Annotated in this window: 21 protein-coding genes; 6 read left to right on the top strand and 15 right to left on the bottom strand. The window is 39.6% G+C overall.

What is annotated here, in order from left to right; translation table 11 throughout:
- Positions 1–72: 72 nt before the first annotated feature.
- The 4 genes from MKY51_RS02325 to MKY51_RS02310 form a co-directional block, all read right to left on the bottom strand.
- Positions 73–1,023, bottom strand: coding sequence for an L-threonine 3-dehydrogenase (locus MKY51_RS02325; RefSeq protein ID WP_339175055.1), 951 nt, complete (start codon positions 1,021–1,023; stop codon positions 73–75).
- A 469-nt stretch (positions 1,024–1,492) separates the two neighbouring features.
- Positions 1,493–1,813, bottom strand: coding sequence for a YolD-like family protein (locus tag MKY51_RS02320; RefSeq protein ID WP_339175054.1), 321 nt, complete (start codon positions 1,811–1,813; stop codon positions 1,493–1,495).
- 12 nt (positions 1,814–1,825) lie between these two features.
- The gene (locus MKY51_RS02315) at positions 1,826–3,079 is read right to left on the bottom strand and encodes a UV damage repair protein UvrX (RefSeq protein ID WP_339175053.1); all 1,254 of its coding nucleotides are present in this window, start codon (positions 3,077–3,079) and stop codon (positions 1,826–1,828) included.
- A gap of 176 nt (positions 3,080–3,255) precedes the next feature.
- Positions 3,256–4,047: a carbon-nitrogen family hydrolase gene (locus MKY51_RS02310; RefSeq protein ID WP_339175051.1), complete on the bottom strand. Its 792-nt coding sequence runs from the start codon at positions 4,045–4,047 to the stop codon at positions 3,256–3,258.
- Between the two features lie 154 nt (positions 4,048–4,201).
- Between MKY51_RS02310 and MKY51_RS02305 the strand changes: the two genes are divergently transcribed.
- On the top strand, positions 4,202–5,383 hold the full coding sequence (locus MKY51_RS02305) for a pyridoxal phosphate-dependent aminotransferase (protein ID WP_339176558.1): 1,182 nt from the start codon (positions 4,202–4,204) through the stop codon (positions 5,381–5,383).
- 375 nt (positions 5,384–5,758) lie between these two features.
- Here MKY51_RS02305 and MKY51_RS02300 read toward each other — a convergent pair whose 3' ends face one another.
- The 5 genes from MKY51_RS02300 to MKY51_RS02280 all read right to left on the bottom strand — a co-directional run bounded on the left by MKY51_RS02300 (position 5,759) and on the right by MKY51_RS02280 (position 9,578).
- Complete coding sequence (locus tag MKY51_RS02300; RefSeq protein WP_339175049.1) at positions 5,759–6,949, bottom strand: glycine C-acetyltransferase; 1,191 nt, start codon at positions 6,947–6,949, stop codon at positions 5,759–5,761.
- A 58-nt stretch (positions 6,950–7,007) separates the two neighbouring features.
- On the bottom strand, positions 7,008–7,625 hold the full coding sequence (locus MKY51_RS02295) for a YitT family protein (protein WP_339175048.1): 618 nt from the start codon (positions 7,623–7,625) through the stop codon (positions 7,008–7,010).
- A gap of 14 nt (positions 7,626–7,639) precedes the next feature.
- On the bottom strand, positions 7,640–8,128 hold the full coding sequence (gene ybaK / locus MKY51_RS02290; protein ID WP_339175047.1) for a Cys-tRNA(Pro) deacylase: 489 nt from the start codon (positions 8,126–8,128) through the stop codon (positions 7,640–7,642).
- Positions 8,129–8,433: 305 nt separating this feature from the next.
- Positions 8,434–8,826: a hypothetical protein gene (locus MKY51_RS02285; protein ID WP_339175046.1), complete on the bottom strand. Its 393-nt coding sequence runs from the start codon at positions 8,824–8,826 to the stop codon at positions 8,434–8,436.
- A gap of 137 nt (positions 8,827–8,963) precedes the next feature.
- On the bottom strand, positions 8,964–9,578 hold the full coding sequence (locus MKY51_RS02280; RefSeq protein WP_339175045.1) for a hypothetical protein: 615 nt from the start codon (positions 9,576–9,578) through the stop codon (positions 8,964–8,966).
- Between the two features lie 410 nt (positions 9,579–9,988).
- Here MKY51_RS02280 and MKY51_RS02275 point away from each other — a divergent pair, with 410 nt between their 5' ends.
- Positions 9,989–10,918, top strand: coding sequence for a DMT family transporter (locus tag MKY51_RS02275; protein WP_339175044.1), 930 nt, complete (start codon positions 9,989–9,991; stop codon positions 10,916–10,918).
- Between the two features lie 125 nt (positions 10,919–11,043).
- On the opposite strand, the gene MKY51_RS02270 is transcribed toward MKY51_RS02275, so the two are convergent.
- The gene (locus MKY51_RS02270) at positions 11,044–11,379 is read right to left on the bottom strand and encodes a hypothetical protein (RefSeq protein WP_339175043.1); all 336 of its coding nucleotides are present in this window, start codon (positions 11,377–11,379) and stop codon (positions 11,044–11,046) included.
- Between the two features lie 166 nt (positions 11,380–11,545).
- Here MKY51_RS02270 and MKY51_RS02265 point away from each other — a divergent pair, with 166 nt between their 5' ends.
- The 3 genes from MKY51_RS02265 to MKY51_RS02255 all read left to right on the top strand — a co-directional run bounded on the left by MKY51_RS02265 (position 11,546) and on the right by MKY51_RS02255 (position 13,388).
- Positions 11,546–12,007, top strand: coding sequence for a staygreen family protein (locus MKY51_RS02265; RefSeq protein WP_339175042.1), 462 nt, complete (start codon positions 11,546–11,548; stop codon positions 12,005–12,007).
- A gap of 110 nt (positions 12,008–12,117) precedes the next feature.
- Positions 12,118–12,561 (top strand): GNAT family N-acetyltransferase, encoded by a 444-nt coding sequence (locus MKY51_RS02260; RefSeq protein ID WP_339175041.1) that lies wholly within the window; start codon positions 12,118–12,120, stop codon positions 12,559–12,561.
- 11 nt (positions 12,562–12,572) lie between these two features.
- Entirely contained in the window at positions 12,573–13,388 is an 816-nt protein-coding gene (locus MKY51_RS02255) for a murein transglycosylase (protein ID WP_339175039.1), read from the top strand.
- Positions 13,389–13,456: 68 nt separating this feature from the next.
- Here the strand turns inward: MKY51_RS02255 and helD are convergent, their stop codons facing one another.
- From helD to MKY51_RS02230, 5 genes are all read right to left on the bottom strand, one after another.
- Positions 13,457–15,817 (bottom strand): RNA polymerase recycling motor HelD, encoded by a 2,361-nt coding sequence (gene helD / locus MKY51_RS02250; protein WP_339175037.1) that lies wholly within the window; start codon positions 15,815–15,817, stop codon positions 13,457–13,459.
- 328 nt (positions 15,818–16,145) lie between these two features.
- The gene (locus MKY51_RS02245; protein WP_339175035.1) at positions 16,146–17,009 is read right to left on the bottom strand and encodes a glycine betaine ABC transporter substrate-binding protein; all 864 of its coding nucleotides are present in this window, start codon (positions 17,007–17,009) and stop codon (positions 16,146–16,148) included.
- Positions 17,010–17,238: 229 nt separating this feature from the next.
- Entirely contained in the window at positions 17,239–19,323 is a 2,085-nt protein-coding gene (locus MKY51_RS02240) for a methyl-accepting chemotaxis protein (protein WP_339175033.1), read from the bottom strand.
- Positions 19,324–19,586: 263 nt separating this feature from the next.
- Positions 19,587–21,017 carry an alanine/glycine:cation symporter family protein gene (locus MKY51_RS02235; protein ID WP_339175032.1) on the bottom strand — a complete coding sequence of 477 codons (1,431 nt, stop codon included), beginning with the start codon at positions 21,015–21,017 and terminating at the stop codon, positions 19,587–19,589.
- A 259-nt stretch (positions 21,018–21,276) separates the two neighbouring features.
- On the bottom strand, positions 21,277–23,094 hold the full coding sequence (locus MKY51_RS02230; protein ID WP_339175031.1) for a helix-turn-helix domain-containing protein: 1,818 nt from the start codon (positions 23,092–23,094) through the stop codon (positions 21,277–21,279).
- Positions 23,095–23,237: 143 nt separating this feature from the next.
- Between MKY51_RS02230 and MKY51_RS02225 the strand changes: the two genes are divergently transcribed.
- On the top strand, positions 23,238–23,948 hold the full coding sequence (locus MKY51_RS02225; RefSeq protein ID WP_339175030.1) for a DUF5058 family protein: 711 nt from the start codon (positions 23,238–23,240) through the stop codon (positions 23,946–23,948).
- Positions 23,949–23,967: the final 19 nt, after the last annotated feature.

Genomic DNA, 23,967 nt, shown 5'->3' with positions numbered 1-23,967 from the left:
TATCCGCAGGCAGCCCTATAAAATAAAAAAGCGAGTGAACTGCTTGCCAACAGTTTCACTCGCTTCTATAAGTTAAATTGCGTTTTGTGCTAATCGTACTTTTAGTTTTTCCAGCATATCGACCGTCATTTTTTCCAGATCGTAGCTTGCTTTAAAGCCCCATTCCTCAATCGCTGCGGATGAGTCGATTGCATTTGGCCAGCTGTCGGCAATTGCCTGACGGATCGGGTCCACCTCATAATCCATTGTGAAGCTTGGAATATGTTTTTTAATTTCGGCTGCGATTTGAGACGGCTCAAAGCTCATCGCCGAAATATTAAATGCATTGCGGTGCACAAGCTTTGCCGGGTCTGCTTCCATTAAATCCACAATCGCCTGCAGTGCATCCGGCATATACATCATATCCATATACGTACCTTCTGCAATATAAGATGTGTAGCGTCCTTCCGCAATCGCTTTATAATAAATATCTACCGCATAGTCCGTCGTTCCTCCACCAGGTGGCGTCACATAAGAAATCAGCCCCGGGAAACGGACACCGCGTGTATCCAGTCCAAAGCGTGTGTAATAGTAGTCGCATAATAATTCGCCGGCTACTTTATTGACACCGTACATCGTTGTTGGGCGCTGCAATGTGTCTTGTGGTGTGTTGTCCTTTGGCGTAGAAGGACCGAATGCGCCGATTGAACTTGGCGTGAAAAACTGCATATCCAGTTCACGTGCCACTTCAAGTGCATTCATTAAACCGCCCATATTTAAATTCCAGGCAAATACCGGATTTTTTTCTGCTGTTGCCGAGAGTAATGCAGCCATGTGTATCATCGTGTCTGCACCAAAATCATGGGCAAGTGTGTGCATGCGTTTCCCATCTGTTACATCCAATACTTCAAATGGACCTTCATGCTGATCAATTTTTCGAATATCTGTTGCCAATACATTATCTGTGCCATACGTATGGCGTAACTTCTCTACTAATTCCGAACCAATTTGACCTAAAGCACCGGTCACCATAATTTTCTTCAATCTGAAGCCTCCCTATCCTTTAAAAGACATATATTCTGCCTGTTACCGCTGAATATACCGTCCATTATTTCTCATCTATTAAAACAAATGTCCTTGTGGAAAATACATAGAACCATCCATAACACTTGATGTTCAAACATTTTCATGAAATTCATTATAGGATGTTCTTTTGTAAAAAACAATATGTTAAAAATATTCTTTTTGAGCAATACATTTGTACGTGTGAAATATTCGAATAGAAAAATTGCTTCTATTAGGGTGGTTCTCGTTATAAGATTGAGAGAAATTAATTTCTCTTTCTAAAATGGGGTTGATTTCCATTCCGGGTCGGACGCTTTCCGCGGGCACGGCTCGAGCCTGTAGTCTCTCGCTCGCGCTATTCCCGCTGGAGTCGCCTCCCCTCCATTCCAATCAACTTGCTTAATATCTGGTTTTATCGTTTCTATTTTTTATTGGTCAATTGGAAATTCTACTCATCTAAGAGCGCTTCATAAATATGGTGGAAATGAATTTTTTCGCTGTTTGTCAGTTTGACGTATTGTTCGTGGATGCTGATTTTTTGGATGGCCCCAGAAACTGTATAGAGGCCTGTTTGCTCCCATACTTTTAGTACAATCGGGCATTGCTCTGTGTAGGCTCGCTGTAGATTGATGTTAATCTGTTCTAACTGGGCTTCGTCAAGTTGGGGTTGGGTAACAATTTTGTCCTCTTCTTGCCATTCACGCAATAATTTGACATGCTCCGGCAGCATCATTGCGCTCCATTTAATGGTTCCTCTATCTCTGTTCATCGCCTTCACTCCTTATTGTTTATGCCCGCCTACTAATTTAACCCGTGTCAGCGCAGTACCTGCTTCCGTATAGGAAACAGCACGCAATATCGCTGTTGTACCGTATTTCGTACGTAAACGGTCCATCGTTTCTCCGAGCTTGCGGTTGCGCCAACGCATCTCATCAAACAGGCTGAGCTGCATCGAATATTCGCTTTCAATATTGCTTAATGTAATCGTCACTTTGCGTGCCGGTCGTTCGGCATAAAATTCATCGAGCAGCTGCTTGCACACTTCGAAAATTTTCAGTGTATCGTTTGTCGGCTCATCGATTGTGCGTGAACGATGAAATCCACCCCCGAAGGCATCTTTACTGTAGCTAAGCCCTAATGAAATCGTCCGTCCGATTTTTTTCGCTTCCCGCGCCCGCCTTGCCACGTCTTCGCACATTTCCAGCAATACGACTAAAATTTCCTTTCGACTGCGATAATCGCGCATCAGCATCTGCCCCTTACCGAAACTGATTTGTCCTTGCATAATCGGTGCACCGACTGTTGAGTGATCAATTCCCCACGCATGGTAATACAGCTGATTGCCGAGAACGCCGAAGCGCTTTTCCAGTAACGCTAAATCGGCATGCGCCAAATCGTAGACCGAGTAAATGCCCATATGGTTCAGCGTTCTTTCCGTACGGCTGCCGATTCCCCACATCGTGGATAGCGGCATAATCGGCCACAGTTTTTCCGGTACATCATTATATGTCCATTTTGCAAATCCCGTCTTTTTTGCTTCGATGTCGAGCGCCAATTTTGCCATCAGCATATTTGGGCCGAAACCGACTGCACATGGAATCTCAAATTGGTTGTAAACGAGCTGCTGAATGTATTTTGCCGTTTCTTCAGGCGGTCCCCATAATTTTTCGGTTCCGGTTAAATCGATAAAACTTTCGTCGACGCTATATACATGAATGGCCTCTTTTGGAACGAATTCGTTGAACAGACGTGTAATTTCCATTGATATGCGTATAAATAATGACATCCGCGGCTCAAAAAGACGAATATCCGGATGTGGCGGGATTTCGTACAATCGCGAACCTGTGCGAATATTAAAGCGCTTTTTCATCGGAGGGGATGCTGCAAGTACAACACTTCCCTTTTGCTGAAAATTTCCGACAATCGCAATCGGGACTTCCATTACATTTAAATTTTCAACCGACGCAATACAGCTTGCATAAAAACTGCGCATATCAATACAAATAATCGAACGTTCCGGCGCATTTTCATACATAAAGCTCATCTCCTTGTATCGAACATTTGTTCTTATATTAAAATGAGACGTGTGAGATGGCAAGTGGAAAGTAGTGGTTGTTTTGGTTCTGGAGAGATTTTTTTATGTATCAGTGAGTTAATTTGCTGCTAAATGCAAAAAAAGCGCACCGGCATTCATCCAGTACGCTTTAAAATTTATTCTTTTATTACTTTTTCATAGAGACCCGGACGGCGATCTTCATATACAGGGATGCGGCCGCGCACTTCATCAACTGTTGAAAAATCAACGTCAATAATCGCCAGTTCCTCATCTTCTGCGCCTGTCCAAAGCACTTCACCCCATGGCCCGATAATCATTGACTGACCATTGAAATTTTCCACTTTACGGGCAATACGATTTACCGCAACGACGAAGCACTGGTTTTCAATTGCACGCGCCTGCAGTAATATTTTCCAGTGATCAATACGTGGTGTTGGCCATTGTGCAGGTACGAACAGTACCTTAGCGCCATCCAATGCATGGGAACGCAGCCATTCCGGGAACCGAATATCATAGCAAATCGCTCCGCCTGCTTCAAGCTCGCCTAATGCGAAACGGTTCATGTCACTGCCGGATTCCAAATACAAATGCTCATTCATTAAGCGGAATAAATGCACTTTACTGTACTCGCCAACTAATTCCCCGTCACGACTATACGTGTACATCGTATTGTAAAACTTATCATCACGCTTCACCGATACTGATCCACCTACAATATGTACCGCCAATTCTTTTGAAAGACTGCTTAAAAATGCTTTCGTACGTTCCCCATTTTCGTCCGCCAGCTCTTCCAGTTTTTCAAGCGCATAGCCTGTATTCCACATTTCCGGTAATACAACGATTTCCGCGCCGCCTGCTACTGCTTCGCGAATAAACTTCTCCGCGCGTTCATAGTTTTCATCAACCTTGCCAAAACCAACATTCAATTGAATACAACCAATTTTCATAACTGCCACCGCCTTAAATATTCCGTGCGAATCTATTTTCGCATATTCGTACTCATTGTAACATTTCACTTCAAGTTGTCAAAATCTTCACTTTACTTAAGTGAAGTTTTAGACTAACATTAACCTTACTATTTTTCAGAGGTGATAAAGAATGATTGAATTCTCGAAAAAGCTGCAGCAGTTACCACCACAGTTTTTCGCAGCACTTGTAAACAAAGTAAATGAAGCGCTAGCCCAAGGGCGCGATGTGATTAATTTGGGTCAGGGAAATCCCGACCAGCCAACACCGGCACATATTGTGGAAGCACTGCAAAATTCGGCAAACGATCCGCAAACGCACAAATATTCTCCGTTCCGTGGTATTGCAGAGCTCAAGCAGGCAGCTGCAGACTTTTATAAACGTGAATATGATATCGACATTGATCCCACTACAGAAGTGGCCATCCTTGGCGGAACGAAAATCGGTTTAGTCGAACTTCCGCTTGGCCTCCTGAATCCGGGTGATTATATGCTCCTTCCAGATCCGGGTTATCCGGATTACTTATCGGGTGTCGCACTTGCAGATGTGAAGTTTGATACGATGCCGCTTCAAGAGGAAAATCACTTTTTGCCGGACTACAAGGCATTATCCGCAGAAATTAAAAACCGGGCAAAATTGATGTATTTAAACTATCCGAACAACCCGACTGGGGGTGTCGCAACGCCCGAATTTTTTGAACAGACCGTACAGTTCGCTAAAGAAAATAACATTGCAGTTGCCCATGACTTCGCTTACGGGGCACTCGGCTTTGATGGAGAACGCCCGCCAAGCTTTCTGCAGGCACCCGGTGCAAAAAAAGTCGGCATTGAGCTTTATACATTGTCCAAATCATACAATATGGCAGGCTGGCGCATCGGCTTTGCAGTCGGCAACGCAAAAATGATTGAAGCGATCAATATTATTCAAGACCATCTGTTTTGCAGCCAGTTCCCGGCGATTCAGCATGCTGCAGCAGTAGCACTGAATGAAGAACAATCTTGTGTTGAGGAATTGCGTGCACTATATGAGCGCCGCCGCAATGTGCTCGTTGAAGAAGCTCATAAAATCGGCTGGGAAGTGACCGCCCCGAAAGGTTCATTCTTTGCATGGCTTCCTGTACCTGCACCTTATACGAGTGAACTGTTTGCCGACTTTTTACTGGAAAGAGCGGATATTGCCGTTGCAGCCGGCAATGGGTTTGGCGAGTACGGCGAAGGCTATATTCGCGTCGGGCTGCTCGTCGATGAAGAACGTTTGCGCGAAGCAATGCAACGTGTCGCGAAGCTTGGTCTGTTTGCGCAGACGGTTGTGAAATAATAAGGTTTAACAATTTGAATGATGGTCAAAATGAAGACATGCTTCAACTTTGTATAAGAGAATGGCAAATTTATATTCGCCATTCTTCTTACTTTAATAGCCAAATATCTAAACTTATTCGCCAATTCATTGTAAAAAGCAGTTTGAGAATTGGCTGTGTAAGTATATTCGCCATTTTATTAACGATAATCGCCATTTATTAAATATATTCGCCACTTTCATCCGCATAATCGCCACTTCCCCCAGTTAATAGACACTTCTGTACAGATAATCGCCATTTTGAAATTTATTAGACCATAGAAGGCTCTAAAGTTGAACTTTCACAACAACACAAAAAACTCAGCACCATCTAAACAGTGCTGAGCTTAATATCGTTTATTTAATTACTTCTAACTCACGGCCAACTTTTTCGTAAATCGCTAAAGCTTCATCAAGCATTTCTTTCGTATGGGCCGCTGTTGGCATATTGCGCACGCGACCTGTTCCTTTTGGTACTGTCGGGAACACGATTGCTTTTGCATACACACCTTCTTCAAGCAAGCGTTTCGAGAATTGTTGTGTTAGCTTTTCTTCGCCGATAATGCATGGTGTAATCGGTGTTTCCGATTCTCCGATATTAAAGCCAAGTTTTGCTAGGCCGTCTTTTAAATACTGACCGTTTTCCCATAGCTTGTCATGCAGCTCTGTCGATTCCATAATCATCTCTACCGCGCGTGTAATCGCCGCTACATCCCCTGGTGGTAATGCTGTTGAGAATAAAAACGGACGAGAACGAACTTTTAGCCAGTCGATCAGGTTTTTCTTCCCTGCCACATAACCGCCGACAACACCGATTGCTTTTGACAATGTACCGATTTGGAAGTCGATATCATGTTGCAGACCGAAATGCTTCACTGTTCCGGCACCTTTACCAGTAACGCCTGAACCATGTGCATCATCTACATAAGTGATTAGGTCAAACTCTTTTGCGATTTCAACGATTTCCGGAAGCTTGGCAATATCGCCATCCATCGAGAAAACACCGTCTGTAATGACCATTACTTTATTGTATAGGCCTGATTCTGTTGCATCTTTTGCTTTTGCGCGTAAATCATCCATATCTGCATGGGCAAATGGAATAATTTTCGCTTTAGATAAACGACAGCCGTCGATAATTGAAGCATGGTTTAGTGCATCCGATAAAATCGCATCATTTTTGTCCATAACAGCAGAAATTGCCGCCATATTACAATTAAAGCCTGATTGATAGCTGATTGCTGCTTCTGTCCCTTTAAATTTAGCTAATGTTTCTTCCAGTTTTACGTGTAGATCGAGCGTACCGTTAATTGTACGAACAGCACCTGCACCAACACCGTATGTGGCAATTGTGTCCTGAGCAATCTTTTTCAGCTCATCGTTCGTCGCCAAGCCTAAGTAGTTGTTTGATGACAGGTTTACAAGCTGTTTGCCTCCAACTTTAATAATCGGGCCGTTTGCTCCTTCTACCGGATCGATTTCGTTGTATAAACCTTGTGCTTGTAGTGCCAGTAAGTTTTCATCTAAAAAGGTATTTAATACGTTTGACATGCGCGTTCATCCTTTCGATATCTATTTCCACTATATTTTAGCACAGAGAATGAAAATTTTATGTAAGCGGCTCTCCGATTATTTCCTCAAGCTTTCGTTTAAAGAAAAATAATGACGGCTGAATGACATAACCTGTACCGAGCGCTAAAACAACCGTCCCGAAACCAACAGGACCGCCAAGCAGCCATCCGGCACCTGTCGCAAATACTTCCATTACGAGCCTGCCTGTTTTCACTGAATAGCCTTTACTCGCAATTATCATCATAATTGTATCACGCGGACCTTCACCAAGACTTGCCGCAATATAAAGTGCACAGCCAATGCTCATTACAAAAAAGCCGCCCGTAAAATACGCAAGTTCCAGTGCAAAAATATTCGTCTCTGGCAGGAGCCAGTTGAACAAATCAATAAATGAACCGATGAACAGCATATTTAAAAATGTCGCAAGTTTCGGTATGCGTTTCAAATAAATCGATGTTCCGATAATAATCGTCAGACCCGTTAAAATAGACCAAGAACCGATCGTCAATCCGATCTGCTTATAAAGACCAATATGGAAAACATCCCATGGAGCTGTTCCGACAACATTTCCTTTAATCGTCATCGTAATTCCAAGCGCCATGATCATCATTCCTACAAAAAAACTTCCCCATTGCCATTTAAATTTCTTCGACACAACAATCCTTCTTTCTATGATGAGACAATCGATGCAAATTGACCGTTCGTTGCCTTTTGTAAATCTTCCGGTACAAGCTTAATCTGCATCCCGATTTTGCCTGCACTGACAATAATATAATCCAGTGCAGTCGCCGCTTCCTCAATAATAGTCGGAAAAAGCTTTTTCATCCCGATCGGTGAGCAGCCCCCGCGAATATAACCCGTTAAGCCAAGAAGTTCCTTGACCGGAAGCATCTCGATTTTCTTTTGCCCTACCACTTTTGCTGCGGCCTTTAAATTCAATTCCGCATCTACCGGAATGACGAAAACAAAATAATTGCCCTTTCCTGCAGTTGCAACCAATGTTTTATAGACATGAATGGCAGGCTGGCCGATTTTGCCGGCAACGGTCAATCCATCCACTGCTTCCCCATCGTTGATCGTATACTCAAAGATTTCATGTGCAATTTTTTTCTGCTCAATTAAACGAACTGCATTTGTTTTTGCTTGCTTCTTCGCCAAAAAGACCACTCCATAATTTCAACTTTGGAAATAGTATACCATTGAATGATCTGGTGCGTGAATGATGGGAAAGTTGGAACTAATTATAAAAAACCACCTAAAACGTAGCTTTGACTCCGTTCTAAGTGGTAAAAAATAATCGGTATTTTAATTGCTCAAGATGGTCTTTTTAAAATCAAAGCGGAAATAATATATCCTGCTACTATAGCTACCCCGAAAGTTACAAGTGACCCGAGCATTTCTAGTTTTACCGTCATTAAAAATACAATGGCAACCGCCAGTGCTGTCATTGTAATGACAGAAATCTACAGTAAACGGTCCTGCACAGTTTTAACTAATGTAGCAGATGGAGTGCTAGCCGTTTCTGCATCGGCAGCTTTTAAAATATTTTTTAAACGGCGCAGGTTAATAGCTGGTCCCATGAACGTCATTACAATCAGTGCCGCTAATGAAAGATTGATCCAAGCCGCGTGCCAGCCCCAAGTAGTAATCACCAAATATAATGCCGGCAGGAAAATAATGATGACACTAAATGGCAATAGTCCATCAACTTTAACGGCCAATGCTGCCCAAACACGCAGCGTTTCTGTTTTCTTTGAGTATAGCATCGCAACCATTGCAGTAATCGTTAACCCGACTGCTATAAACATCATAACTGTACCTATAATATGTAGAAAAAGCATAATACTATAAAGCAATTTTTATCTCCTTTAGTCTGATATAAGTTTAACGTACATATTATAAAACGATATGTTATATTATGGTAAAATAATATATACTTTTACTCTAAAAATAGTTAAAATAAAAAAACCACTCGTTTTGAGTGGATTTTTAGTCATGCAGTTTGAGAGAAAAACGAGTCATTTACTGAACGGTAACCGTTGTTCACCATTGCAATATGCGCACTGTATTTTTGTGCAGCTATATTGAATGAACGCTGGAATAACCGCTTTTCCAACTCTTGACCAAACACTGTTTGCTCGTCTGGTTTACGTGTAAAGTCTTGTTGGAATTTTTCCGGTATTGTAAATGAAAGATTTTCATTAAATAACGAGCTTGCTTCCTCGGATTGTACTTGCTCATTATGTTCATCTTGAGTGTTTGCCGGCATTTGCGGGATTGAGGTTGATATATTCGATGCTGTAAGTAAATCTTGAGATGAAGGGACAGCTGATGCTACACGCACATTGTCCAATATTGGTGTTTGTTTATACGTGATGTCATTTACCACTGCAAGATTTTCAGCCTGATCGGCATTGTCCTGTGTCAGTAAATCTTTTTCTGTTTTACCGGAAAGGAGGTTTTCCAGCACTTTTAGCAGTGGATTTTTACTTGGATCCGTGTATTGCGCATGCTTTTTATATGCGTCACCCGCCTCTTTGCGAAGCTGGGAACGTTTTCTTTCATCTAACTCTGAACTAACGCCTCGTACCAAGCTATTTATCTTCATCTTCTTCACCCCTTTTGTAAAAGTTACATTAATTTTTTATTAATATACCAACATATATCGTATTTATATAGAAGATATTCACTAATTATTCATAATCAGAACTTTCCTACCAACCTTATCTGCCCTAACAGCCTATAAAATGGACTATCTGTTACTTTTTAATTCAAGTACCCAATACCTATAATAAAAAAACCAATATTCATTGCCGTTATAATACGAAAATTTGTGATACCTCTCCCTTGTAATTTATTTCAAATTAAAACATCTTTATTCCGAGATATACTTATCATATAATGATTTTAGTTGTCAATAACTCTTGCTCAACTGTAGTAACTGCTTTGTCTGTCTGTTTCTACTATATATGTTAAGATAATATCGTTATTTTCAAGCACTATCGGAGGTTTATAGAAATGAAGATAAATAAAGGAGTATTCTTTGTACTGCTCGGTGCAGGATGCTTTGGATTTACACCGGTATTTGCCAAAATGGGATTCGGTTATGGCTATACTCTTGGTCAAATCAATCTTGTTCAAATGGTCATTTCCTTTCTGCTATTATGGTCGATCACTTTCCTAAAAGGGTTCGGTATGAAGGGTCTGACTAAAAAGAACATCCTTCCCATTATGATTACCGGCTGTTTTATCGGTTTAACAAGTATTTTTTATTATGGTTCGATGCAGTATTTACCTGCTTCACTGGCCATCATTTTAATGTTTCAGTTTGTTTGGATCGGTATTGTGTTCGAATGGGTTTTCAACAAAATTAAACCGGCGCCAATTACTGTATTGGCGATTGTTCTTATTTTAATCGGTGTTTTTTTCGCATCGAATATATTAACCGGTGATATACAAGGTCTTCCGATTAAGGGATTTGTAATGGGCATATTATCTGCCTTTACTTATGCTGCCTTTATCTTTTTCAGCGGGAAAGTTGCTGTGGAAGTTCATCCATTAACCCGTACTTCTTTAATGGTGACAGGTTCCACAATTTTAGTATTCTTGATTTTTATGAAGGACATCCCTGCTGTATTTCCTCTTGAAGGAAGCTTGGTATCGAGTGCTGCCGGGGTTTCAATATTTGGAGCCGTGTTGCCGCCACTGTTTTATGCAGTCGGAGCACCACTCATTTCAGGAGGTTTGGCGAATATATTAACTTCTGTTGAATTGCCTGTCGCGATTTTGTCGGCGAGCATTATTCTGGCTGAAACGGTCACAGCTTTGCAATGGATTGGGATTGTGCTGATTCTCGTTGCGATTGTATTAAATGAAATCGGTCCAAATACCAATCGGATGAGAAAGCGTACAAAAAGATCCATACTACATCCGCATAATAAAAATTAATATAGATGCTAATCAACCTCTGTGCAAACAGCTGTTGGTTAGCATTTTTTTATGTACAAAAACAAAAAAGCTTATCAATAATTTTCTATTGATAGGCTAAATTGATCTTTCTGCTTATCTATTTGTTATTTGAAGAGATTCAGCATAGCGCCTACTTGTCTCATTGTATTAATTCCATTTGTTATTGTTCCCACATGGCCCATCACTGTATTTAAGTTATCAGATAGTCCGCTAAAGCGGGAACCTTGCTGCTGTTGTGGCTGTGGCGGATAAAAATTGGCCTGCTGTTGCCCCTGTCTTGCATTCACCGGAGATGGTGGATAAAAGGCTTCCCTCGGTCTTGCGAATTCATTGGGACGAGGCATTCCCATTTGCTGTCTACCTATTTGCGGTTGGGGACCAAATTGTTGTCCATTTGGCGGGAACATCCCCGGTCTGAAATTTTGCCCATAAAATGGCATATCATTCACCTCCTACTAAGTTTGACCTCTAACCTAGTATATGTTCTTCATTTTTCACAATATAGACATTTGAAATATGCCCGTAATACGTTAATTGTTCATTATACCGCTCCTCACCCTCAACAAATAAATGCATATGAATAAAGAAAACGATTGGAGCGAATAGATGAGCAATTTCAATCCCGAAAGACTATCCGTTGAATACAGGGATGGTGTTACTGCAACGGAACCTATTATTTCAAGACATCACACGCTGACCCATTCTGATGATACTGGAGATTTATTTTTAACAATTGGGACGCAGTTTGCCTGGGACAAAGTAAATCCCGAACTGCGTGATGAAGTACTCGGTGAATGGAAAACAAATGGACACTATTGGTATTACAATGCCTATGTAATTGTTAATACACAAAATCAGGATTTCGATACAGCGATTCGGCGGTATGAAGTTTTCCGGCGCGAATTGCCGCTTGCATTGACAGCCATCCGTTACGGTGACCGCTTATTATTCGACCGCTATCCGACTCTGGACAACGGATTAATCATTATGAACTTCATGTCCACTTATCCGCAGTTATATAAACAAGAGATGTATGGGACTTTCAGCAGTTATTCTACATTATTTTAACTGGATAAAATTCGATAATATGCAACATTTTATTCCAATTCCTTTTATGGTATTAATTGTTAGTGCGTAGTGCACGACAAGTCATTTTACATGAGAGAGGGATAACAGAAATGCTGCATTTAAAAACGATTACAAAAGATAATTGGATAAAAGCAATCTCGCTAAAAGTACGGGAGGATCAAGTAAATTTTGTCGCCTCGAATGTAGTGTCATTGGCACAGCTGAACTTTCTGGAAAACTTCCATGCGAAAGGAATTTACTTTGGGGAGGCAATGGTCGGGTTCACGCTTTATGGTCTCGATGAGGATGACCATGAATATTGGATTTACCGGATGATGATCGATGAAAAACATCAAGGGAAAGGTTATGGCAAAGAGGCGGTTCGGCTTGTTATAGAGGATATTCAAACAATGAAAGAGCCTCACCATCAAACGATTTCCCTTTCCTATGAACCTGATAATGAGCATGCAAAGCGCCTCTATGAAAAAATGGGCTTCAAGGAAATTGACGGCCTTGTAATTGAAGGTGAGCAAGTAGCACGCTATACGTATTAGGAGAATCCGCGATGCGAATAATAAAGATTGTGTTACTGGCGATACTTGCAATTCCAGCGTTCTTTATTTTAATACTTACGATTGCTTCTTTTGATTATTTTTACTATCCGATTATAGGCTACAAAGCGGAAAATGCCGCCGAAGCTTCACTTGAAGACAAATATAACGAAGACTTTGTGATTGATGAATCAACCTACTCTAAACCATTGGGCGATGATTATGGAGATTATCATATTATCGCTCATCCAAAAAAGAATCCTGATTTGGAAGTTACCGTTTCGGTTAGTGAAAAGACGGAGCCGCTTTCTGATACGTATTTGCAAATGCATTGGCGGGATCAGCTGAATACGCGATTCGGGGTGCTGTATGAAGAACTTTATGGAACGGTTGAAAATTATTCCTATATGGTCAATGTGACATTTTCGGATGAAATCGAAGCACAATATGACCATACCGACACCTATGAGGGTATTTTACAAAAGGAAGCGAACGGTATCGGAAATATTGTCTTTGCCAATGTAATTCTGAAATCCTCCAACAATATGAACAATCAGCTGGAGAAAGCTTATAAGATGATCCAGCATTTTAAAGAACAGAATTTAAGTTACTTCAATATTGAAATTGTATACTTTAATGAAAAGTTGCAAAAACAGCTGACGAAAAAGGACCGCCAACTTCCCTATAATGAATTTAATTTCAAACATTTGGATGATAGAACTGCCCGGTTTTATTTTTCTTATAAATCAGATGATGCGGAGTCTGTAAAAGAACTTAATCAGCTGGAATCCCCCGCAGATTTGGAGCAGTACGTTAAAGATATGAATTGAATGTACTAAAAAATGAAAACGGAGTCCGGTACACTCCCCGACTCCGTTTTCTTATGGTTTAATAAGGTTTATCTAATACTTTCTGATTTCAACTCAAGTTGTATAAGATTCTTTTCTAAAGCCTTTTGCATAAAAGGACTCGGTTTCCCTACACTGTAAAGTTGCAGCACGTGCATTGCTCTCGTGCACGCTGTATAAAAGATTCTTCGTAAACTTTCATCTCCATACACACTTTCGGATGCATCATAAATAATGACTGCTTCAAATTCAATCCCCTTCGCTAAGTAAGAAGGAATGACTACAACTCCTTGCTCGAACTCCGCTGTACCGCTTTTTATCAGCTTAATTCCGTCAATTTTATTTAACGTTTCATATGCTGTCTTACTTTCTTCTGCAGATTTGCAAATAACCGCGATACTGTTATAGCCTTCACTTTGCAATTTTGAAATGTCAGACATAATGTACTGATGCAATTGTGCATGATTATCTACTTGGTTCAACACCGGCAGTTCGCCAGCACGTTCAAATGGAATAATTTCTTCTCCATTTGTAATAAGACTCCGTGTAAATTCTATAATCGGCTTCGTCGAACGGTAACTTCGAGTCATATTGATAACTTCCGTTTCTTCTTCTCCATAAAGCTGGTGAAGGATTTGAAAATCTCCTACGCCACTTGCATGCGCAAAAATAGCCTGATTAAAATCACCTAGCACGGTCATTTTGGCAGAAGGGAATAAGCGCTTCAGAAATTCAAATTGAAACGGCGAATAATCCTGTGCTTCATCAATGAGAATATGCTTGATCGACCGGTTTGTTTGAAAACCTTGAATCAATTCCTGCAAAAATAGAAATGGAGTCGCATCTTCATAATACAGCGTCCCCTCTTCCATCGTTTGAAGTGTATCTTCACATATCGCTTCCCATTCATCCGGTACTTCTACTTTTAGTTGCTGCTGCATCAATAATGGGTCTGCAAAAAGCTGTTTATAAATGCCTGCTAAATCAATAAAGTCGAGTGTTTGAATTTGTTTTCTCACTGCCTTCAATTTCAGACGGACAATTACTTGAATAAGCGCGTCGTGATCCATTTCATAATCTGCCTGCTCTTCTCGTTCAAAGCCCTTTTTCTTTGCTAAATACTTATGAATTTTATGATACGTCTCATCGCTCAGTAACTCAATTTCCTCTTCTACCCATGGCTGAGAACGTTCTATTTTTTCGATTTCTTTAATTTCATTCATTAGCCAGTCTTTCAGTTTTTCAAGTCTGCTTTGGAAGCTCAGTGAAATATGATCTCCATAAAACTTCTCCGATAATTGCTGTGCCGAAATAATCGTTTTCCCTCTGAACTTTACATCTTTAAATAGCAGGTCTGATTTTTCCAACGTTTCTCGGTAAAGTTTTATTGCCTCAACATATTTAACGGATGCTTTAAATTGAATGCCTTTAATCCTTGCACTGTACGAAGGGTTGGTTGCAGCAGTCAGCACATATTCCAGCTGATGAAATGGATTTTCTAAGTGAAAATCTTTACTTAAACGGTGATCCAAATACTCCTGAAATGTAACTTGCTGCATATTTTCTTCTCCAAGCTCCGGCAGTACGTTGGAAACATAGCTGTTAAACATAGCATTTGGTGAAAATAATATAATTTGATCGGCTTTTATACGATCCCGGTATTTATATAATAAAAATGCGATTCTTTGTAATGCTGCAGAAGTTTTACCACTGCCGGCTGCACCGTGCACGATAAGCATACGCCCTTGATCGTGGCGAATAATACGGTTTTGATCCTTTTGAATCGTTGCGACGATACTTTGCATATACTTATCCGCGCCTTTTCCAAGCACCTGCTGTAAAATTTCATCCCCAATTGTAAGACTTGTGTCAAACATTGATTGCAGTTTTCCGTTACGAATAACGTATTGCCATTTTTTCTCGAGATCGCCGTAAACCTTGCCCCCGGGCGTTGTATACTGCGCTGGACCAGGCTCATAATCATAATAGACACTTGAAATCGGTGCTCTCCAGTCATAAATAAGGAAGTCCTCACCATTTGCATCCATCAGAGATGATATGCCAATATAAATTTTCTCCTGCTCTGAAAAACCTTCTTCAAGAAAATCAATTCGTCCAAAATAAGGGACTGCCTTCATCCGATGCAAGACCGCTAATCTTTTGGCTGCGTGATGATGCGTACTTTCGCCAACAGCTAATGCCTGCGCTTCTTGTCTTAAGTTAATAACGGTTTCCAAAAAGTCATCAAACGAATCCGTATTCACTTTAATTTCATCCCAAAAATGCTTACGCGTATTTACTACTTCATTTCGGAGCTTTAACGTTTCTGATTCCAGTTGTTGTGTTTGATCATTAATGACGTTCACAACATTATTTAACCGCCTTTGTTCGTTCAGAAAATCTGTTTTCATAACATTCACTCCTTGAAAATATTTAAGCGTTGACTAATAAAGAATTTTTATATATAATTAAGATAAGGGATAATATACGCATCATAATTATTTTTGCGCATATCTATATAAATTTACCACGTGTCAGCATATTTTACAATGCATTTGGCAGGTGTATTTTTTTGTTTAAAAATAGTGCCCATTTAAATACACAGTATTGCAGAAGAATTATTTACTTATTGTATCCAGAAAAAGAACGACCTAATTCGTTGCCCACCAACAATTAGGTCGTTCTTTTTAAAAATCGCAGCCCCTTCGCATGGAGACGTACAATCCGGTACTTAAAACTTTATTTAACTTCTTTTGTCCATTCGGCAACTTTACCTTCATTTTCTTCAATCCATTTTTTTGCTGCATCTTTCGGATCCATGCCTTCCATAATATCGTACATAACACTTTCTATATCTTCCGGATTCCAGTGGAAATTATCAAGAACACTGTATGCCCCAGGATTATCCTCTTTGAATCCATTACGAGCAAATGTACCGATATACTCTTCAGTTCCATACATTCCTTTAGGATCATCTAAATATTTCAGGTCAAATAAATTAAATTTCCAGTGAGGCGACCAACCTGTCACTATAATTTCCTCTTCATTCTGAATTGCTTGCTTAAGAGCCCCTGTCATTGCTACCGAAGATGAGCTGAGTACTGTCCATCCTTCAAGATTAGGATATATCTCATACGCCTTTTCAGTAGTTCCTGTAATATTCGCTCCTGGTTCAATGCCAGTAATCGTTTTACCCGCTTCATCTGTTAAATCTTCGATGGAGTCCACATCCATATAACTTGGGACTACTAATCCGATTTTTCCACCTATCAGATTTTCACCTAAATCATCGATACGACCTTTGTATTTTTCGACTTGCGGAGCATGCGTCTGTGGCAGCCAAGCCGAAACCATGCCATCTACTTCTCCATTGGCGAGGGCTTCCCACATAATCCCATTATCTAAAGGCGTGAGGGTTACATCATATCCTAAGTCCTCCAGAACTTGTCCAACTACATGGGTGGAGGCAACTTCAGTCTCCCATTCTACATAAGCTAAGTTAACAGCTTGCTTCTCTGTACCACCAACCTCCGAAGAACATGCAGCTAGCAATAAACTTAATACTAAAATTAATCCTAGCTTTGAAAAACTAATGAATTTCATAAAATCTTCCTTTCTAATTGTTTTACTGACAGTGAATTATGTAAAAATTAATATCTAACAACTTATAATTATAGATGGGTTGTTACTTTTGTCAAATGGGCAATAAAAAACTGCCTAAGTGTTTTATCAACAACTAGGCAGTTTTTCAAGTTCAATTATTTAATATCCATTGGCAAAATCGGAAATGGTGTCTAAATCATCTTCAGTTAGTTCCCTTTTCGTATTTAAATTATAGCTTAAACTGCATTACTAAACTTTGTAATGATTCAGCAATTTCTGATAAAGAGTTTGCGGAAGATGAGACTTCTTCCATAATTGCCAACTGTTCTTCTGAAGTAGATGCAATCTCTGCTGTTGCTTCGCTCGTTTGTTTTGCCATTTCCAATAAGTGTTGCATAGCCGAAGCAACTTGCTCAGCCTGAGCTGAAAATTCCGTCGCTGTTGCTGATATTTCTTCCATTTGAGGATTCAATGTTTGCATACTTGTTAAAATATGACCAAATTTATAAGCGGTTTCTTCTGTCACTTTTATGCCGACATCAACATTACCCGTAACAAGGCTCATCATTTTTACAGAGTCCGTTGTATCTATCTGAATCGTCTCAATAAGCTCAGCTATTTGCTTAGCAGATCCGCGTGATTCTTCAGCTAACTTACGTACCTCATCCGCAACAACCGCAAAGCCTTTTCCATTTTCCCCAGCACGTGCCGCCTCAATTGCAGCATTTAAAGCAAGTAAGTTTGTCTGGTCCGCGATATCTGAAATGACACGCACAATCGAATCGATTTTAGTTGATTGTTTATTTAAGTCGTTAATTTTTTCACTCGATTTTCCAACCGTTTGTTTAATCATATCCATTTGCTGCAGCGCTTTTTCAACGGTTGTATTCCCGTCATTTGCAAAGCCCGTCGTTTCATTTGTCAGAGCCGAAATCCGTACACTATTTTCTGCAATACGCTCAATGCCTGTTACCATTTCATTCATTGCTTGTGCACTTTCATTCAGCCTTACTTCCTGTATTTCTGTATCTGTCATCATTTGATTGACCGCAGTAGTTGTATGCTCCACCGCTGCAGTAGCTTCCTCAGCACTTGCATGTAACTCTTCACTCGATGACGCCACATGTTCTGCACTTGTTGTAATTTCACGAACTAGTCCATTTAACTGGATGATCATGCTATTAAATGAGGTTTCTACATTCTTCATTTCGTCATTTGTATGTAATGCTACTTTTACATTCAGATCTCCACCAGCAACCTTCTTAGTTCCTTCTTCCAACAACTTTATCGATTGGCGAATTGCTAAAAATAGGCTGACAAATAGGAGTAACGCTACAATGAATATTACCGAAAGTGTAATAAATATGATAACCATTGTTTGTTGTAAATTATCGGATTGCTGCTGTAAAGTTATTTCCATTTCCTCTAGACTTGCCGTATAGAATTCGAAGTTTGTATTATTGGACGCAGTGGCAATATCATAATAATCGGTTGCAGAAATTGCACCCTTTCCAATGCTGTCAATTGCTTTAAAATACGTTTCCGCACTTTCTCTCACTAAATCTAAAGGCTGTTGTAAAGCAGCTTCAAACTTAGGGTTGTTAAATATAACTGCCGAGCTTTTATTCATATTTTTTATGGCGCTTTGCGTCGGGAAATAAATCATATTCAGTTGTTCTACTTGAACTTCATCTGCAGCATTACTATTAATGATGCTTACACCTAAAGCTCGCATTTGCCCAAATTGCTCCGTTAACTTTGGTAATTCGATAAAAGTATTATACGTAAGATTAAACATCTCTTTCGAATCAGTTAACAGCAGTTCCGAATTATTTGTCACATCGGTCATAAGGTTTAAAATATCCTCAATATAATTACTATATTGTGAAGTAATCTGCCCTGAATCCTTCCACGTTGTTTGCTGTAGTGTATTCCATTTTTCTTGAATCGCCTGGAATTGTTCCTTTGTATTAAAGTCATATTCCATTTTAGAGTCCAACTTTTCAATTTCTCCAAATGCTTGATTGACCTTTTTTGTTACTTCATCCAACTGTTTAGCTGATGCCGTATCTGTCAAAAGAGAGACATTTAATGCCCTTGTTTGTTGACTATATTGCAAAATATCTTTTAATGCCGTGTTGTATGTTGCCCCTTCCACTCTTTTCTCAATTTGTTTCATTTCATCATTCATTGTACTTAAATAGAATAAGCTTACTAACAATAGTGGTACTAATAGTATAATTCCAATAACTGAAAACTTCATTGGATACTTCATCTTGTTAAGTAGCTTAATAATCGGTAGAAAAAATTTCATCAGTGCCTCCAAAAACAGTAATGATAAAATATTACTGCATTGAAATATATTTTACAATACCTTTGAATTACATTATGTTTTCAGAAAATAGGACTATAGTTTGAATATATAAAATCAAAATAGGATACCTATTACATAGTTAGGAGTAGCTGGTTTAAGTTCTTTCCATTCACAAAAAAAACCACCTAATTCGTTGTATATCAACAATTAGGTGGTTTTCAATATTATACTTATCACCAATAAATGGGGAACACTGCTTTAAATTAATGTTTTCTTTCTACTTCTGCATCTTCTCCCCAACATTCCACTTCACCTATATTAGGTACGTTTTTCTTATAGAATACTGGATTTTTGCCTTGCTTGCGCTGATGTAAATAATCATTAACAACCGGTTTGGCTACTTTCCAAAGTTGAAGAACGGCAATTAAGTTGATGATTGCCATAAAGGCCATAAATAGATCCGCTAAATCCCATACAATTTGTACTTTTGCAATTGAACCAAACATAACGAAAAGTACGACAAATACACGGAATACCAATAAGCCCGTTTTTGACTCTTTAATAAAACTGATATTCGATTCACCATAATAGTAATTGCCGATAACTGTACTAAAGGCAAACATAAATACAATAATTGCTAAGAAGCTTCCTGCCCAATCCCCTAAACTATTAACTAAAGAGGCTTGCGTTAAATTGACTGAAGTTGCGTCAGACTGCAGATATGCATCGCCTAATAATACGATGGCTGCTGTTGCCGTACAAACAACTAATGTATCAATAAATACACCAAGAGCTTGGATCAGCCCTTGCTTAACCGGATGGGAAACATCTGCTGTTGCTGCTGCATTAGGTGCAGACCCGATCCCTGCTTCATTTGAGAATAATCCGCGTTTAATCCCATTCATAATTGCTGCACCAATCATTCCTGCAAAAGCTTCTTCCAATCCAAAGGCAGACTTTATGATAAGGAGAAACACACCCGGAATTTCGGAAATATTGAGGAATACCACAATAAGTGCGATTACAATATACAAAATTGCCATAACAGGAACAACTATTTGAGTAAAGCTTACAATTCTCTTCAGCCCTCCAAAAACAATAACCCCTGTTAGGGCAGCCAATATTAAACCTACAACAACACGATTGGCACCAAAGCTCTCTTCAAACGCAATGGAAATCGTATTTGCCTGAACGGAATTAAAAATAAAACCATAAGTAATCGTAATGACAATGGCAAAAAGAATGCCCATCCATCTTTTATTTAAACCTTTTTCCATATAGTAAGCAGGGCCACCGCGAAACAACCCAGTACTTTTATCTTTAACTTTATATACTTGGGCTAACGTACTTTCGATTAGCGCAGATGCCGCACCGATCAGTGCAATCATCCACATCCAAAAAATTGCACCTGGACCGCCAAGAGCGATTGCCGTCGCTACACCTGCTATATTCCCTGTACCGATACGGGAAGCCGCAGATATTGTAAATGCCTGAAATGAAGAGATCCCTTTTTTCCCTGACTTATCTGTTGGTGCCGCTTCTGTTATAAGTTTGAACATTTCTTTAATTAGTCTAAATTGAATAAACTTTGTTTTGAACGTTAAAAATATACCCGTTCCTACTAATAAAACTATTAATACATATGAATATAATAGTGTATTTACTTCTCCCAATATATTGCCAAACCAATCCATTGTTTCACATCCTCTATTTTTTCAACTTATTCAGTTAGTATGTAGATTGTCCTACCCCATCAAATAAAAATTCTCTATCTTCCCGAATATATAGTCACTTCCCTACACTAACCGTTAGCCAACATTGTTTTTTTAATATAACATTACCCCAAAATGCTGACTTGTACTATTTTATACTCACTTGAATTTTTAGTATACATTTTTATTATGGTGTATGAATTTACCAGTAATACAGTTCTCTTCCCTTGCTCCGCTACATTTACTCTCGTTTTTCTGCAGGTGATAAATAATTTTCCTTTAAATAGCATGCTAACTGTATTTTCAAAGCGTCCTCCTGTAGCTGCAAAGAGACATTTAACATCTGTTCAATCCGGTTTAAGCGCTGGTACAGTGTGTTCGTATGGATGTGTAAATGCTGGGCTGTTTGCTGAATGGAACGGTTAAACTTAAAATAGGCCAGCAATGTTTCATAGAGGTGGCTTTTGTTCGACTGCACTATTAACTCCCCGATTTGTTCATGAATGAAGTTCGCCAAATCCTGTGGCGGGATTTGTAAAACTAGCTGATTGAGCCCGATTTTATCGTAGCTTGTAATTGTCCATTCATCACGAACATGTAAAAAACGCAATGTTTGCAGTGCTTCCTCGAAAAGAGCAGAAACCGTCTGAAGTGTTTGATATTGTTTACTAATTGCACAGCGAAACAGCGGCTTATGCTGTAACTGCCACTTTTTTTGAAGCTTCGAAAATGTTTCGTGTAAAGATGTAAGCATAATTGGCGACGGCACACCAATTAACAGCGTAATTTTGTTTTTTTCATAAAACAGCAGTTTCCGCTCACCTGAAAATTGTTCTTTTAGCAGCGTGATGAATTGATGCAAATGCTGATCAATCGATAGCATGTCCGCCGTTTGTTTGAACTCGATAATACATAACCGGTAGTAATCCTGTACGTCCAAATCCAAGTGGTATGCCATAGAGGCAATTGATTTTTGATTCGGTGCATCGATAATTTGATGGAATGTTTCCTGGATTCGTTTGTTATGGAGTTCTTGAACATTTTTATTGCGTAAAATTTGCAGCGTTAATATATTGGCCCCCTGTTCCAGTGTTTGCTGATCTTTGTAGGAAATGTTGGCTTTCTGTTCGATAATCATGCTCCCTAAACAAATATCCAAATTATAGAGCGGATAAACAATAAAGCTGCGGTCATTTTTAAGCCGGTATTCAAATGGATTCATTTTAAAGAGTAATTGTTTTTTTATTTTTGTTTTTGTGTGATGAGGAATTGACAGATCGTCTTCAAAAAACACATCATCATATGCGTCGTAAAAACCAATTGGTAATTGTGTTAAGATTTGCAGTTCATTTAAAATGACGGATATGGATTCATTTTGCAAAAGCAATTGATTTAATCGAGCATGTACGTCATAGCGTTGTTTAAGAAGGGTATGTTTTGTCTCTAATGCCAGAGACAGTTCGTGCGCTTCTTTTACTTTTTCAAGCATCTGTTCATAATACTGTGCTTTTTGAATTGCCACCCCTACCTGATCGGCAAAGGCTTGAAAAAATAATAGATCTTCTTGTGTGAGGTCTCTTTTCTTTTGGAGTTGGTGAAGGATCATGATGCCAATCGGTTTAGTATCAACAGTTATCGGTACACAAAGTGCTGCCTGCGGGACATGTGTGCTCTTTAAAATTGTCCGTAAGTTACGGGGGCTTACATTTTGATGGTACATAGCAGCCATAATTTCATCGTAACTGTTAAAGAACTCACCGATTCCTGTCGCAAATACACGTCCAGTGATGGCCTCATTTGGCTTTGTTTGAAATTGCTCAATTAGTGGAGGAAAATGAATATAGGTTTTAGGAATAAGGCATTGTTTTTGCTCATCGAAAAGCATTAAATAACCTGCGTCTGCTTCAGGAATAACGTCCAGCGCATGACGCATGATCGTATGTAATACTTCATCAATATGGAGTTTGGAAGTAATTGTCCGGATACTTTCCACGAGGATAGATAACTGTTTATTCGATAGTGTTAATTGACGTAGAATTGCTTCTTGTCCATCTGACATAGACATTCCCCTTTCTCTTAAATATGTAGGATATTCCATAATTTTATTTATAAATATAGAGGATTGCACATTGTTTCGCAATAAGAAAACAAAGTATAGTGTAAAAAAACTGAATTGTTCGTCAATTCAAAGGAGGGGTCTCTTTGAAGTTAGCATCAGAAATTATGGATCATCCGGTGTTATGGGTATTAGCGTTTGTCATTGTGCTCATCGTGATTTTCCAAGCGATCATCTTTATACGTATTTCAAAAAAAGTTGCACCGGAAGTCGGTTTAACGAACAAGGAAGTCACTTCTATTATCCGAACAGGTGCAATTAGTTCACTCGGTCCGTCTTTTGCCATTATTATCGTTGCCATTTCTTTAATTACGTTAATTGGTGAACCAACAACAATGATGCGAATCGGTATTGTCGGATCCGCACCAATCGAAACAGTAGGAGCAAGTCTCGGGGCTGAAGCTGCTGGTGAACAGCTGAGTGATAAAAACTTCTCGGCACAAGCATTTACAGCAGCAGCGTGGACAATGTGCTTAGGTGGCATGGGCTGGTTGCTTGTAACTGCTTTATTCACGAAATCACTCGGCCGTCTTCAAACTAAGTTAACGAGCGGTGGCGGTAGTCGCGCAAAGTGGTTGAGTGTCGTTTCGACTGCAGCAATGATTGGTGCTTTCGGCTATTTTGGCGGGGGCCAGATCTCAAAAGGCATGAATGAAACGATTATTTTTTTAGTCGCTTTACTTGTCATGCCGGCTATTATGTGGGCAGCACAACGCTTCAACCAAAATTGGCTCCGTGAGTGGTCGCTAGGATTAGTTATTTTAGTCGGTATGAGCGTCGGATATTTCTTAATTTAATAGAAGGAGGAAGAATAAT

Source organism: Solibacillus sp. FSL R5-0691 (assembly GCF_037974225.1).
GTDB lineage: Bacteria > Bacillota > Bacilli > Bacillales_A > Planococcaceae > Solibacillus.
Note: the sequence above shows the minus strand (reverse complement) of the source record. Positions and strands in the feature narration are given on the sequence as shown.